This is a genomic window from Corynebacterium sp. HMSC063A05, from assembly GCF_001809695.1.
Lineage (GTDB): Bacteria > Actinomycetota > Actinomycetes > Mycobacteriales > Mycobacteriaceae > Corynebacterium > Corynebacterium amycolatum.
In genome coordinates this window covers 113176-125968 of the sequence record NZ_KV798493.1, presented here as the reverse complement: position 1 = coordinate 125968, position 12793 = coordinate 113176, and the positions used below count along the sequence as shown (strand labels likewise).

16 protein-coding genes are annotated in these 12793 nt (G+C 58.2%); 6 read left to right on the top strand and 10 right to left on the bottom strand.

What is annotated here, in order from left to right:
- Positions 1-111: 111 nt before the first annotated feature.
- The 3 genes from HMPREF2651_RS01515 to HMPREF2651_RS01505 all read right to left on the bottom strand — a co-directional run bounded on the left by HMPREF2651_RS01515 (position 112) and on the right by HMPREF2651_RS01505 (position 3743).
- Positions 112-372, bottom strand: coding sequence for an acyl-CoA carboxylase epsilon subunit (locus HMPREF2651_RS01515; RefSeq protein ID WP_038626359.1), 261 nt, complete (start codon positions 370-372; stop codon positions 112-114).
- The gene (locus tag HMPREF2651_RS01510) at positions 369-1997 is read right to left on the bottom strand and encodes an acyl-CoA carboxylase subunit beta (RefSeq protein WP_049180914.1); all 1629 of its coding nucleotides are present in this window, start codon (positions 1995-1997) and stop codon (positions 369-371) included. Before HMPREF2651_RS01510 ends, HMPREF2651_RS01515 begins: the two co-directional genes overlap by 4 nt.
- Before the next feature lie 105 nt (positions 1998-2102).
- Positions 2103-3743: an acyl-CoA carboxylase subunit beta gene (locus tag HMPREF2651_RS01505; RefSeq protein WP_038626355.1), complete on the bottom strand. Its 1641-nt coding sequence runs from the start codon at positions 3741-3743 to the stop codon at positions 2103-2105.
- A gap of 126 nt (positions 3744-3869) precedes the next feature.
- Here HMPREF2651_RS01505 and HMPREF2651_RS01500 point away from each other — a divergent pair, with 126 nt between their 5' ends.
- The 4 genes from HMPREF2651_RS01500 to purE all read left to right on the top strand — a co-directional run bounded on the left by HMPREF2651_RS01500 (position 3870) and on the right by purE (position 7110).
- A complete protein-coding gene (locus tag HMPREF2651_RS01500) occupies positions 3870-4727 on the top strand; it encodes a biotin--[acetyl-CoA-carboxylase] ligase (protein ID WP_080972820.1) in 858 nt (285 codons plus the stop codon).
- A 6-nt stretch (positions 4728-4733) separates the two neighbouring features.
- Entirely contained in the window at positions 4734-5195 is a 462-nt protein-coding gene (locus HMPREF2651_RS01495) for a YdbT family protein (protein WP_038626353.1), read from the top strand.
- A 30-nt stretch (positions 5196-5225) separates the two neighbouring features.
- Positions 5226-6515, top strand: coding sequence for a 5-(carboxyamino)imidazole ribonucleotide synthase (locus tag HMPREF2651_RS01490; RefSeq protein WP_080972821.1), 1290 nt, complete (start codon positions 5226-5228; stop codon positions 6513-6515).
- Positions 6516-6645: 130 nt separating this feature from the next.
- The gene (purE, locus tag HMPREF2651_RS01485; protein ID WP_070585955.1) at positions 6646-7110 is read left to right on the top strand and encodes a 5-(carboxyamino)imidazole ribonucleotide mutase; all 465 of its coding nucleotides are present in this window, start codon (positions 6646-6648) and stop codon (positions 7108-7110) included.
- Positions 7111-7144: 34 nt separating this feature from the next.
- Here the strand turns inward: purE and HMPREF2651_RS01480 are convergent, their stop codons facing one another.
- The 7 genes from HMPREF2651_RS01480 to rpmB form a co-directional block, all read right to left on the bottom strand.
- Positions 7145-8755 carry an FMN-binding glutamate synthase family protein gene (locus HMPREF2651_RS01480; protein WP_038626348.1) on the bottom strand — a complete coding sequence of 537 codons (1611 nt, stop codon included), beginning with the start codon at positions 8753-8755 and terminating at the stop codon, positions 7145-7147.
- A 53-nt stretch (positions 8756-8808) separates the two neighbouring features.
- The gene (locus HMPREF2651_RS01475; protein WP_049180915.1) at positions 8809-9534 is read right to left on the bottom strand and encodes a TIGR03089 family protein; all 726 of its coding nucleotides are present in this window, start codon (positions 9532-9534) and stop codon (positions 8809-8811) included.
- Between the two features lie 54 nt (positions 9535-9588).
- Positions 9589-10524: an AEC family transporter gene (locus HMPREF2651_RS01470; RefSeq protein WP_049180916.1), complete on the bottom strand. Its 936-nt coding sequence runs from the start codon at positions 10522-10524 to the stop codon at positions 9589-9591.
- A 165-nt stretch (positions 10525-10689) separates the two neighbouring features.
- Positions 10690-10941, bottom strand: a complete 252-nt coding sequence (rpsR, locus tag HMPREF2651_RS01465) for a 30S ribosomal protein S18 (protein ID WP_005511410.1) — start codon at positions 10939-10941, stop codon at positions 10690-10692.
- A gap of 14 nt (positions 10942-10955) precedes the next feature.
- Positions 10956-11261: a 30S ribosomal protein S14 gene (gene rpsN / locus HMPREF2651_RS01460; RefSeq protein ID WP_005511414.1), complete on the bottom strand. Its 306-nt coding sequence runs from the start codon at positions 11259-11261 to the stop codon at positions 10956-10958.
- A gap of 3 nt (positions 11262-11264) precedes the next feature.
- A complete protein-coding gene (gene rpmG, locus HMPREF2651_RS01455; RefSeq protein ID WP_005511413.1) occupies positions 11265-11429 on the bottom strand; it encodes a 50S ribosomal protein L33 in 165 nt (54 codons plus the stop codon).
- A 2-nt stretch (positions 11430-11431) separates the two neighbouring features.
- Entirely contained in the window at positions 11432-11668 is a 237-nt protein-coding gene (rpmB, locus tag HMPREF2651_RS01450) for a 50S ribosomal protein L28 (protein ID WP_016423274.1), read from the bottom strand.
- 474 nt (positions 11669-12142) lie between these two features.
- Between rpmB and HMPREF2651_RS01445 the strand changes: the two genes are divergently transcribed.
- Positions 12143-12409: a type B 50S ribosomal protein L31 gene (locus tag HMPREF2651_RS01445; protein ID WP_005511390.1), complete on the top strand. Its 267-nt coding sequence runs from the start codon at positions 12143-12145 to the stop codon at positions 12407-12409.
- 21 nt (positions 12410-12430) lie between these two features.
- A complete protein-coding gene (rpmF, locus tag HMPREF2651_RS01440; protein ID WP_005511439.1) occupies positions 12431-12604 on the top strand; it encodes a 50S ribosomal protein L32 in 174 nt (57 codons plus the stop codon).
- Positions 12605-12793: the final 189 nt, after the last annotated feature.

The following is a 12793-nucleotide window of genomic DNA, read 5'->3' as shown; positions in this document are numbered from 1 at the left end:
CAGTAACAAAAACCAAAGCGCCACCGTCGGAAAACCCGATGATGGCGCTTCGTGCTAGCGAATCGACGCAGTTAGCGTGCGGTAACGACTACGCGGTAAACGGTAGCTGTACTAGTAGAAATGGACGTTGCGGAACGTACCCGGTACGTGCTGGTGCGGCTGGTGGAACCCCTCTTCCAGCCGGCCCCAGTCGTTACGCGGGCCGCGGTCCTCTGGGGCACCGCCAGCTGCTGCCATACCCGCGAACAAAAGCGCGAGCGTGGCAGTTTCAGCGTCAGACGGGTTGCCCTTGAGGACGGACATGAACGGTGCAGCCGGGACCGCAGCGGTGTCCTTGTCTTCGGTTGCTGGGGTGTTTTTGGAATCGGTCACAGCGGAATGTTCCCATGCTTCTTGGCGGGTACGTTAACAACCTTGCGATCCAACAGACGCAGACCCTCAATGATCTGGCCGCGGGTCTCGCTCGGCGGGATAACGGCGTCGATGAAGCCACGCTCAGCAGCCATGTACGGGTTGACCAGGGTGGCCTCGTACTCTGCCTCGTACTCCTTCTGCAGTGCGACGACATCCTTGCCTTCGGCCGCAGCAGCCTTGAGCTCCTTGCGGTAGATGAAGCCGACAGCGCCGGAAGCACCCATGACCGCAATCTGAGCGGTCGGCCATGCCAGGTTGATGTCAGCGCCCATGTCCTTGGAGCCCATCACACAGTAAGCTCCGCCGTAAGCCTTACGGGTGATGACGGTAATCTTCGGAACGGTGGCCTCAGCGTACGCGTACAGCAGCTTGGCGCCACGGCGGATGATGCCGTCGAACTCTTGGTTGGTGCCCGGCAGGAAGCCTGGAACGTCAACCAGCATGATGATCGGAATGTTGAAGGCATCACAGGTGCGGACGAAGCGAGCCGCCTTCTCGGATGCCTTGATGTCGAGGCAGCCAGCGAACTGAATCGGCTGGTTGGCAACGAAACCTACCGAGCGGCCCTCCACGCGACCGAAGCCGATGACCACGTTCTGTGCGTAGTCCTCCTGAATCTCCAGGAAGTCCTCGTCGTCGACCAGGCGGGTGATGACGTCCTTGATGTCGTACGGCTGGTTCGGGGAGTCCGGAATCAGCGTGTCGAGCTCGAGGTCAGTCTCAGTGATGTTGTCAGCGATGGATCCCTCGAATGGCTCAGCCTCCATGCGAGGAGCCTCAGCGCGGTTGTTGGACGGCAGGTAGCTGACCAATTCCTGAACGAATGTCAGAGCGTCTTCGTCATCAGCAGCGGTGTAGTGCGAAGTACCGGAGGTGCTCATGTGAGTGCCAGCGCCACCCAGCTCGTCCTGTGTGACCTCTTCGCCAGTGACGGTCTTAATAACGTCCGGGCCGGTGATGAACATCTTGGAAGTGCCATCGACCATGACAATGAAGTCGGTCAGAGCCGGGGAGTAGACGTGGCCACCAGCGCAGGCACCCATGATCAGGGAAATCTGTGGGATAACGCCAGAAGCCTGGGTGTTCCGGAAGAAGATCTGGGAGTAGAGGCCGAGGGAAACAACGCCCTCCTGGATGCGGGCGCCAGCGCCTTCGTTGATGCCGATAATTGGGACACCGGTCTTGATGGCCAGATCCATGATTTTGACAATCTTTTCACCGTAGACCTCACCGAGTGCGCCACCGAAGATGGCGCCGTCCTGCGAGAAGACACAGACCTGGCGGCCATCGATGGTGCCGTAACCAGTTACAACACCGTCGGTGACAGGGCGCTTGGCGTCGAGGCCGAAGTTCTTGGAGCGGTGACGCGCGAGTGCGTCCACCTCCACGAATGAGCCCTCGTCCAAGAGAAACTCGATGCGCTCACGAGCGGTCATCTTGCCCTTGTCGTGGACGCGGTCAATACCGGCCTGGCCCATTGGGGCCTGGGTCTCTGCGAGACGGGCTCGCAGATCGGCCAGTTTTCCAGCAGTAGTGGTCAAATCCGGGGTTTCACCGGTTGATGTATTTGCGGCAGTCGTCATGCCAACTAGTTTACGTTTCGAAAACGGGGGGAGGTAGTTGGGGGCAATCGCTGTTAACAAAAGTAGGGGTAATGACTAGCTCGTTGTTCAGCAAAAAGCCTGCTCTTACAGTGGAATATTGCCGTGCTTGCGCGCAGGCCACGGTACTTTCTTTGAAGTTAGAAGGCGCAGATTTTTTATCACCCGAGTTCGTGTCTCGGAGGGGAGGATGACTTCATCAATTAACCCCCGTTCGGCGGCGCGATAAGGCGTGAGCATGTGTTGCTCGTATCCCATTTCCAGTTCAGCAATGAGTTCTTTCACACTCTCGGGAGTGCCAAATCTATCGGCCGCTGGGTCTTTTGCGAGAGCTGCTTCGGTGGCGGTTCGAATCTCGGCACGATGGAGGAAGCGTACTGCGCCAGAGGCGCCCATCACGGCGATCTGTGCCGTCGGCCAAGCCAGATTTACATCCGCGCCGAGCCCCTTTGATCCCATCACGCAATACGCGCCGCCGTAGGCTTTGCGCATGGTGACGGTGATTTTAGGAACGGTTGCTTCTGCATACGCATAGAGCAATTTAGCGCCACGGCGCAGAATTCCCTGGTGTTCTTGATTCGAGCCGGGGAGAAAGCCTGGTACATCCACGAGAAAGACGAGTGGAATGTTGAAACAATCGCAGGTTCGAACGAATCGCGCGGCTTTCTCCGCTGCATCGATATCTAGGCAGCCCGCAAATTCCATGGGCTGATTAGCGACAAACCCAACAGATTGACCGTTGAGACGGCCAAGGCCAATTACGACATTGGCTGCCCGGTTTTCCTGGATTTCCAGGAACTCCGCATCGTCGCAAAGCGCGTAGATGACTTCATGCACGTCGTACGGCGTGGAAGGGCTGTCGGGAATGAGACTGTCGAGGGTGCGATCGGTGTCGGTGATCTCGTCACTGGCATTGGAATCCCAACTGGGCGCGGGGGAGGTTGTGTTGTTGGGGAGGTAGTCGAGCAAATCGCAGACCCAGTCGAGTCCATCCTGCTCGCTAGTGGCGGTGTAATGGGAGTTTCCGGCGAGCTCCATATGGGTGTCGGCGCCGCCAAGCTCGTGCTGGCCGATCTTTTCGCCAGTGACCGTTTCAATTACGTCAGGGCCGGTGACAAACATGCGGGAGTTTTCCTCCACCATGACAACGAAGTCCGTCAGCGCTGGGGAGTAGGCATTTCCACCTGCGCAGGCACCAAAAATGACTGAAATCTGCGGAATGACGCCGCTGGCACGAACGTTGTGGTGGAACGTCTGGGCAATAAAGTCCAGTGAGACTGCGCCATCTTGGATGCGGGCGCCGGCACCTTCGTACATGCCAATAACGGGACGGCCGGTAGTGATGGCAAGGTCCTGAATCTTGACCATCTTTTCGCCGTAGACCTCTCCGAGTGCACCACCGAAGATTGTGCCGTCCTGAGAGAAGATGCAGACCTCACGGCCGTCTATGGTTCCCCAGCCGGTGATAATTCCGTCAGTCACGGGGCGTTTGGCTTCCATTCCAAATGCGGTAGTGCGGTGGCGGGCTAGCGCATCGAATTCGACAAAAGACCCTTCGTCCAGCAGGTAGTCAATGCGCTCGCGGGCATTCATACGCTCAGTCAGTTTGAGCTTGTCGTAGCCTCGCGACCCCATCGGAGTCAGTGCAGCAGTGCGTCGGCGTAGAAGGTCTTCATTGAGAAAAGCGGTGGTGTGTTGCTCCGCCGTCAAACGTGAGGAAATAGTCATGTTATGGAATGTAGTGTTTGAGAAGGAAAATAGTAAAGCGGGTGAGCTGTGATGATTCTCACGCTGTCGTCCCCTTGAGAAAGGCCTCGACGCGCTGAATCCGGCCATAGCGCTAGACTGCTGTGCATGACCGACCCCCGAATTGTTGCTTCCCGCAAGCCTCTTGATGCCGCGCGTGTGCGCGCAGCCGCGCCGGGCTGGAGTTCCATTGAGGTTGTCGAAACCACTGGTTCGACCAATGCCGATCTTCGGAAACAGGCGGCACTGGGGCAGGTGGCAGATCTCAGTGCGCTCATCGCCTCGGAGCAGACCGCAGGTCGCGGTCGGCTGAGCCGTAGTTGGACAGCTCCGGAAGGTGCATCCATTGCGCTCAGCACACTGCTGCGCCCGCAAGGGCTCGCACCGGAGCAGCTGGGGCTCTTGCCCTTAGTCGCAGGTCTCGCAGTCGTCGATGCTGTTGTAGAGGTCGTGGGTCTGGTGCCTGAGCGCGTATCCCTGAAGTGGCCGAACGATGTCCTCGTTGACGGTCGTAAGCTCTGCGGAATTCTGGTAGAGGCTGCTTCGCTGACACCACCAGCTCTCATTCCAGGAATCGGCATCAATGTTTCTCTGCAGGAAGACGAGTTGCCTGTGCCACACGCCACTTCGCTATACCTGGCGGGCGCAGACAATCTCGACCGCGACGACATCTCCGCTGGTGTGCTGCGTGCGCTGGGACGTCGTCAAGCACAGTGGCGAAAGGGCGATGCTGAGTTGCTGCGGGACTACGAGGCGGTGTGCGCGACCATCGGCTCGAACGTGCGCGTGGAGTTGCCGGGGGATCGCGTGCTGGTCGGCAAGGCGGTTGGTGTGCGTGCCGACGGCGAATTGATTGTCACCGACGAAGCTGGCACAAGCCACTTTGTTGCGGCCGGTGACGTGTTCCATGTTCGTGCCACTGACGGCGGCTATGCATCCCCGCAGACTGACTCGGACCGGAGGTAGTGCTGTATGGCCTTTCCCGATGATGAGTTGGACACGCGCGAGGCAATTCTGCTGGACACCAATCCAACTTTTGGTCGGCTGGTGTGGCCGCTCTTGGAGCTCATGGTTATCACCGGCGTCTGCTGGTTGCTGATTGGCTTTATCGACGGCCCTGCGATTGCTCCGGGAGACTTACAGGGTGTGCGTCAGCTGCTGCTGTTTGCGTGGCTGGGGCTTATTCTCTGGCGTGTTGTTCGTCCGGTACTAAGTTGGCTGGGGGAGCGGTTTGTACTGACTGATAGGCGAATTGTTCTGCGACGTGGAATTCTGCGCCCGCAGGTGGTCTCGATTGATCTACGTTCGGTGCGTGCGGTCAATCGCAAGGGCGGCGTGCTGTATCTGCAGACCCGCAGTTTCGGCCCGCCGCTGGCTGTGGAAGATATTCCCAGCTCCCGCAAGGTGGCTAAGTTGGTCTCCCGGTTGACTTAGAATTTCGGGTCATAACCTACAATCAGGGGTGTGATTGCTTCGGATACCCCTGAAAACTCCACTAATTCCACTTCTGATTCCGCTGCAGCGCTAACTGCTGCGCAGCATCCCGCGCATGCTGATGGCGTGCCGGTTGTGGCGGTGATTGGTGACGGTCAGCTGGCTCGCATGATGCAGACTGAGGCCATTGAGCTGGGACAGTCCATCCGTTTGCTCGCCGGTTCCCCGGATGCTTCCGCAGCGCAGGTGTGTGCGGACGTTATCATCGGCGACTATCACGTCTGGGAGGACGTTGACCGCGCTGTCGCTGGTGCGCAGGCCGTGACTTTCGACCATGAGCACGTTCCCACCGAATTTCTCAACAAGCTGACCGAGATGGGCTACTCGGTTCAGCCTCAGCCTTCAGCGTTGCTGTACGCGCAGGATAAGCTGCTGATGCGCCAGCGCTTGGAGGAACTGGGCGCTCCGGTACCTGCCTACGCTGCTATTGAGTCCGTCCAGGATGCCGAGGCCTTCTTCGACCGCGTTGACGGTGCCGTCTGCCTGAAGGCCCGCCGTGGCGGTTACGACGGTCACGGCGTGTGGTTCCCGAAGGATCGCGAGGACCTGCGCACGCTTGTCGACGAACTGTTGGGCAAGGACGTGCCGCTGATGGCCGAACGGAAAGTCGCGCTGGTTCGCGAGCTGTCGGCCATGTGTGCCCGCACACCGTCGGGTGAGGTCAAGGCCTGGCCAGTCCTCGAGTCTATGCAGCGTGACGGCATCTGTGTTGAGGCAATCTGCCCGGCGCCGGGGCTTTCCGACGAGCTTGCGAGCGCGGCCGAAAAACTCAGTGTGACCATCGCTTCCGAGTTGGGAGTAACCGGTGCGCTGGCAGTTGAGCTGTTCGAGACCGTCGATGCAGATGGCAATCCGGAGATCTACGTCAACGAGTTGGCGATGCGCCCGCACAACACTGGCCACTGGTCGCAGGACGGCTGTGAGACCAGCCAGTTTGAGCAGCACCTGCGTGCAGTTGCTGACATGCCACTGGGTTCCACTCGCCCGACTGCACCGGTGACGGTGATGGTCAATACGCTGGGTGGCGAAGAGGCCTCGGACGTGCCGATTGCGCAGCGCTTTGCTAAGGTATGGCGCCGCTTCCCATCGGTGAAGATTCACTGGTACGGCAAGGATTGGCGCCCAGGACGTAAGCTGGGTCACGTCAATCTGTGTGGTTATGACGCAAGCGCGGAGGGCATTGCCGAGACCCGTCGAATTGCCAACCTAGCTGCTGGTTACGTAGTCGATGGAGTATGGGCAGACGGCTACACGGCATGAAGCTAGCGCCGATTAAAGCTAGCGCCTTTAAAAATTAGATTGCTATCCCAAGGAGACAACATTGGCTGAAGCAAACCAGGTGGCAAGCCCGAAGCTGACCAACGCAACCGGTCCGTTGGTTGGTCTGATTATGGGGTCGGACTCAGATTGGCCGACCATGGAGCCGGCAGCTGAGGTACTGGCTGAGTTCGGAATTCCGTTTGAGGTAGGCGTGGTCTCTGCGCACCGTACTCCGGAACGCATGATTGATTACGCAAAGTCAGCCGCTGACAAGGGCTTGCGCTGCATTATCGCAGGTGCCGGTGGTGCTGCGCACCTACCGGGCATGGTGGCGTCTGCCACTCCGCTGCCGGTTATCGGCGTGCCCCGTGCACTCGAGAACCTGGAGGGCGTCGACTCGCTGCTGTCGATTGTTCAGATGCCGGGCGGCGTTCCGGTGGCAACCGTCGGCGTGGGCGGCGCTAAGAATGCTGGCCTGCTGGCTGTGCGTATCCTCTCGGCTGGTTACCCGGAGCTCATTGTGGCGATGGAGAACTACCAGGCCAATATGCGCGATGAAGTCCTGGAAAAGGACGAGCGCCTGCGCAAGAAGTGATGGGTGAGTAGGGCGTCCAGCCACCCCCCCCGAACTACCCGCGCATATGAACTGCAGGGTAGTGGAACGTGTCCGGGTCGGCGGTCTCCCAGGCCTCGGCCCAGTTGTGAAAACGGGTGCCGCTGAGCAACTCGCCCGGCTGCAGCCAGTTGTAGAGCTCCGCGTAGGTCTCACCAACCTGCTCATTTGTGCGCCGCAGCAGGTGGGATGGCCCTAGCTCAGAGAAGCTATTGAGACCCATCGATGCCAACAGGCTAGCCGCTTCTGCGACCGTGGCATTGTGATAGTTGGCCACACGCTGACCCTTGTCGTCGACATCCAAAGCCTTCCACAGACTCGGATCCTGGGTAGCCACACCCACCGGGCAGGTGTTGGTGTGACATAGCTGAGATTGAATACAGCCGGTGGCCATCATCATGCCACGAGCTGAGTTCACAAAGTCAGCGCCGATACACATGCGCTTAACAATGTCGAAGCCAGTAATGACCTTGCCGGATGCACCGAGCTTGATGCGATCTCGCAGACCGGCACCTACGAGCGCGTTATGGACGAGAATTAGACCGTCGGTAAGCGGCAGGCCAACGCGGTCGGAGTATTCCAGCGGCGCAGCGCCGGTGCCGCCTTCAGCGCCGTCGACGATGATGAAGTCTGGCGTGATGTTCTCTTCCAGCATGGCCTTGCACACGGCGAGGAACTCGAGCTGCGAGCCGACGCATAGCTTGAAACCGACCGGCTTGCCACCGTTGAGCTCGCGCATTGTGCCCATAAAACGAACAAGTTCACGCGGGGTGGAGTAGACACGGTGGTACGGCGGACTCATTACGCCCTTGCCAACTGGCACGTGGCGAGTAGCGGCGATCTCCTCATTGACCTTGTGGCCTGGCAGCATGCCACCGAGTCCCGGCTTTGCCCCCTGGCTAACTTTCAGATAGGTAGCCTTGACCTGCGAAATCTTAGCCTTTTCGCGGAACAGCTCCGGATCGAAGTCGCCATCCTCCGTACGCGCCCCGAAGTAGCCGGAACCCAGCTGCCAGTAGATGTCCGCACCGTACTTCAAGTGGTAAGGGCTGATAGCGCCCTCGCCAGTGTCCTGCACGAAATTGCCCAGTTTCGCGCCCTTATTCATTGCCATGACAGCGTTCGGGGACAGGGAGCCAAAACTCATGGCTGAAATATTGAAGATCGACGCGGAGTACGGCTGGGTGCAGTCCGGACCGCCAATATCTACGCGGGGATCTTCGATGACGTGCTGGCTCGGTGCCATGGAGTGGCGGACGTATTCGTAGCCAGGGGCGTTAATTTTGCGTTCAGTACCGAAGGACTTCTTTGAGGACAGCCCCTTCGCACGCTCGTAGACCACGGTACGAGTATCGCGGTCGAACGGAGCGCCGTCGAAGTTGCGCTCGATAAAGTACTGCTGCATCTCGGGGCGAATGGTCTCGCCCATGTAGCGCAGATGGCCAATGACCGGGAAGTTCCGCAAGATGGAGTGCTTCTTTTGAAGCATGTCATAGATAGCCACAACATCCAGGAAGAGGATGAAAGCCATCAGAATCCACCACCACGGGCTCAGATCCCATACAGCCAGTGCGCCCAAAACGTTGATGAGGGCAAGAATCGCGAGAATATATGGTCGGGTAATCACAATTTCCAGATTATCGCGCCTGCCGAGAGCGCCTCTCGTCGGAGGGGATGTGATTAAATCACACGGGCTCTTTCGGCCGTAGAAATAGCAGTGACACGCTCGGTATCGCCGCCGCGCACGACGACGGCAGCACCGCCCTGAACCCAAGCCGACAGCACATTACGCGCCCATCTATCTCCGCTGACCTGTGAAGAATCAGGCACCAGCCAGCCGTCGGAAACGACGCGGGAACCGGGCGTGAGCTGCATCTCGTCCGCGTAATCGCCAGCTGATGAAAGCAGTTCTGCAGCCGACTTCTCCCCAATAACGGGGGTTTGGTCGGAGTCCGGGCCTGCGCCTAGATATGCGTCTGGGTGGAAACGAACTTCCGGACCGAAGTCAATGACTCCCGGTGGAATATCATCACCACATTCCACGACACCGCGGCCAAAGGGATCGTCGGTAAGCACTGCGATATAGGCGTCTGGGAACTTCTCTTCCCACGTGCTGACGTTAGTGACGGTGGTGAAAACAACCAGCGGCTCCTCATCACTAACGGTGACGCCAGCGCGCTCGCAGCCAAGAATGATACAGGCGGACTGCCAGATTAGTGGTAGATCAATCCATGCCTGGTCCCCGGCGACGAGGTCGAACTCATCGTGCAACATGTTGGCAATCTTGCAGGCCCAATTGTCCAGGGTCTGCGCCGACAAATCGGTACGACCGCCAGTAGTTTCGTCATAACAGGTCAAACGAGGCACCGATGGGTCGGCCTCGAGAAGTGTCTTCAGAATCTCCACGTCCCCAAGGGTAACGAGAATTGCGCGATGCCGTCGGCGTGAAGACCTAGCCTCCTAACTCAGCAGCAGGGTGAACAGCAGAACCGTCGGCAAGCAGGCGATTGTCGTAATCACGCCACAATCGCGTGCCTGCTCAAGGTTCCGGCCGAAGCGGGACGCGAATGTGTAGACATTTTGAGCAGTCGGCAAACCGGCGATAATCACGGCTGCCAGCAGCGCATGCCCGCTGAGTCCAAAGACAAAATGGCCGAACAGCAGAGCGAACGCTGGGTGGAGGAAAAGCTTCAGAGTCGACGCCACTACGACGGCGCGACGAGGGGAGTGGCCTGCTTCCATAAACGGCATACCATGCAGGCTGATACCGAAGGCCAGAAGTGCCATAGGCACCGCCGCCTGCCCCAATAGCCCCACCGGATGTGCCACGAACTGAGGTACTTCGATAGCAAACGCATTAATCGCAAGCCCCACCATCGCAGCCAGAAAAATAGGATTTTTCAGCGGAGCCATGATGACATTGCGGGGTCGAAAGCGGCCGCGGTTAGTGAGGATCTCCAGCACCGTCATGGAAGCGGGCGCATAAAAAGCAATCTGAAAAATAAGGGCCGGGACGACGGCGGTAGCGTCGTGAAGCACCGCGACCGCGATGGGCACACCGAGATTAGCGACGTTGTTGTAACTCGACGACATCGCGCCGACCACAGCATCAGCGCTGCGCTGTTTGAACATGGGTGCCACAAAGATTCGGTAGCACGCCGCCGTGGTCAAGGCAGACAGTGCCGCGACACCAAACGCCGAACCGAAGATGTTCGCCGAATCCGCCGTCGCGAGCGTGTGCGCGAGCATGCACGGCATCGCGATCCAGAACACGACCATGTTCAGGGTAAAAGATGCCCGCTTATCGACGATCTCACTGCGCCCAAACAGCCAGCCAACAATGATCAGTACTGCGACGGAACCAAAGCCGGTGAATATTTCGGTGAGAGCGGGCATAAGTGCATATTTTAGACAATAAAAAACGGACCCAATCCAATCCCCTCGGTGGGGAAGGACTGAGTCCGTTTTACGCTGTTATCGCATGTATCGTCATGCGGCCAGCGCGTAAATAAGGCCTTTCGGCGGGTATTCGAATGATCGGCTCCCGCCGACCAGCCATCTTTAGCGGCTGGTGAACGGCAGGAGTGCCATCTCGCGGGCGTTCTTCACAGCGGTAGCGACCTGGCGCTGCTGCTGCGGAGTCAGACCGGTGACGCGGCGAGAACGAATCTTGCCACGGTCAGAGATGAACTGGCGGAGCAGGTTAATGTCCTTGTAATCAACCTTCTCAACGCCTGCGGCCTTGAGTGGGTTCTTCTTCGGGCGGCGGGACTGCTCCATCCGCGCCTTCTTGTTAGAGTGATTGCGCTTCATTGGTGCTCCTCGACTTACCAGCTGGACTTACGGACGCCCGGGAGTTCGCCACGGTGGGCCATCTCACGAACGCGGACACGGGACAGGCCGAACTTGCGGAGGTAGCCACGCGGGCGACCATCTGCAGCGTCACGGTTGCGAACGCGAATCGGGGACGCGTCACGCGGCTGACGGTTCAGCTCGTACTGTGCGTCCATGCGCTCTTCGTCAGTGGAGTGCGGGGACTTGATGATGCGCTTCAGTTCAGCGCGACGTTCTGCATAACGAGCGACGATTTCCTTGCGCTGCTCGTTCTTGGCAATCTTGGACTTCTTAGCCATGAATTAGCGCTCCTCGCGGAATTCGACGTGCTTGCGGACAACCGGATCGTACTTCTTAATGGTGATACGGTCCGGGGTATTGCGCTTGTTCTTACGGGTCACGTAGGTGTAACCGGTGCCCGCAGTGGACTTCAGCTTGATGATTGGACGAATGTCATTACGTGCCATTTTTAGATCTTCTCCCCACGTGCACGAATCTGAGCAACAACAGCTTCGATACCGTACTTGTCGATGGTCTTCAGACCCTTCGGGGACACATTCAGAGTGATGTGACGCCCCTCAGAGGCGAGGTAGAACTTCTTACGCTGCACGTTGGGGTTCCAACGGCGCGACGTGCGCCGGTGGGAGTGGGACACGGTCTTGCCGAAAGACGGCTTGCGTCCCGTAACCTGGCAAATCGCCGACATAGGGATTCCTTTGCTTCCTTGCCGCCCAATGCCGACATCACTGGTGCGCCACGCCGGATTATTGAGTAACCGAGGATTCCACCTGGCCTTTTCCGGGGCGCTGCCCATTGACACTCGACGCTGAGCGCGTAAACGAATAACTAGACAACAGCGAGAGAACAGTTTACACACGAGTTGCGGGATAACCTAATCGCTGTTCCACTGTGGTTTTCTTGGCGCAACTCTCTAATGTCGTCATAAAGTTCGTGCTTGTTGACGGGCGCCCGCCTGTCGACGGGCGTTAGCGCAGAGTCCTTTTTTAATTTTTGGGCTCGAGCCTGTAATATTCCATCGAGTGTCACATGCCGGTTTGTAGAAATATTGACCTGGTGCGTGTCATTGTAAGTCGTGTTCGTACCCAACTCAGGCACGATTCTCCCGCTGTTAGCTGGGTGAAAGCGACCTGAAGTTCAATCCTGAGGGAAACGAGAATTAATGAAGAAGGACATCCATCCTGATTACCACCCGGTGGTTTTCAAGGACGCAGGCACGGGTCACTCTTTCCTTACCCGTTCCACCGCCACCTCCGACCGCACTGTCGAGTGGGAAGACGGTAACGAGTACCCGCTGATCGTCGTTGACGTCACCAGCGAGTCGCACCCGTTCTGGACCGGTGCTCAGCGTGTCATGGACACCGCTGGTCGCGTCGAGAAGTTCCAGCGTCGTTACGGTAACCGCATTCGCCGCGCGAAGAAGAACTAAGAATAGGAGGGGAATAAGAAAATGGCAGTACCAAAGCGTCGCATGTCGCGAGCTAACACCCGCGCCCGCCGTTCCCAGTGGAAGAGCAACAACGTCGCTCTCCAGGAAGTCAAGGTAAACGGCCGCGTCTACAACGTTCCTCGTCGCATCGCCAAGGCTGTTCAGCTCGGCCTGGTTGACGTCGAGAAGTTCTAACGCGCATCTTTAAGGATGCTGACATCGTTCCTCGCTGAATCCCAGAGCGCTTTGAGCGTGCAGAGTGCGTTCAGTGCGTAAGGAACGGTTGATAAAGAGCTTTTAACCTCACCCCATCGCTTGTACTTGGCGATGGGGTGAGGTTTTTCAGTTGTATGGCCCAGTTTTTGCGAGCTCTCTCACGAAGAA

Bases quoted from the DNA above. Each gene is read 5' to 3' on its own strand.
- HMPREF2651_RS01510 (WP_049180914.1), bottom strand. From the start codon at position 1,997: ATGACGACTGCCGCAAATACATCAACCGGTGAAACCCCGGATTTGACC.
- purE (WP_070585955.1), top strand. From the start codon at position 6,646: ATGGGGTCGGACTCAGATTGGCCGACCATGGAGCCGGCAGCTGAGGTA.
- HMPREF2651_RS01500 (WP_080972820.1), top strand. From the start codon at position 3,870: ATGACCGACCCCCGAATTGTTGCTTCCCGCAAGCCTCTTGATGCCGCG.
- rpsN (WP_005511414.1), bottom strand. From the start codon at position 11,261: ATGGCTAAGAAGTCCAAGATTGCCAAGAACGAGCAGCGCAAGGAAATC.
- rpmG (WP_005511413.1), bottom strand. From the start codon at position 11,429: ATGGCACGTAATGACATTCGTCCAATCATCAAGCTGAAGTCCACTGCG.
- HMPREF2651_RS01445 (WP_005511390.1), top strand. From the start codon at position 12,143: ATGAAGAAGGACATCCATCCTGATTACCACCCGGTGGTTTTCAAGGAC.
- HMPREF2651_RS01495 (WP_038626353.1), top strand. From the start codon at position 4,734: ATGGCCTTTCCCGATGATGAGTTGGACACGCGCGAGGCAATTCTGCTG.
- rpmB (WP_016423274.1), bottom strand. From the start codon at position 11,668: ATGTCGGCGATTTGCCAGGTTACGGGACGCAAGCCGTCTTTCGGCAAG.
- HMPREF2651_RS01470 (WP_049180916.1), bottom strand. From the start codon at position 10,524: ATGCCCGCTCTCACCGAAATATTCACCGGCTTTGGTTCCGTCGCAGTA.
- rpsR (WP_005511410.1), bottom strand. From the start codon at position 10,941: ATGAAGCGCAATCACTCTAACAAGAAGGCGCGGATGGAGCAGTCCCGC.
- rpmF (WP_005511439.1), top strand. From the start codon at position 12,431: ATGGCAGTACCAAAGCGTCGCATGTCGCGAGCTAACACCCGCGCCCGC.
- HMPREF2651_RS01505 (WP_038626355.1), bottom strand. From the start codon at position 3,743: ATGACTATTTCCTCACGTTTGACGGCGGAGCAACACACCACCGCTTTT.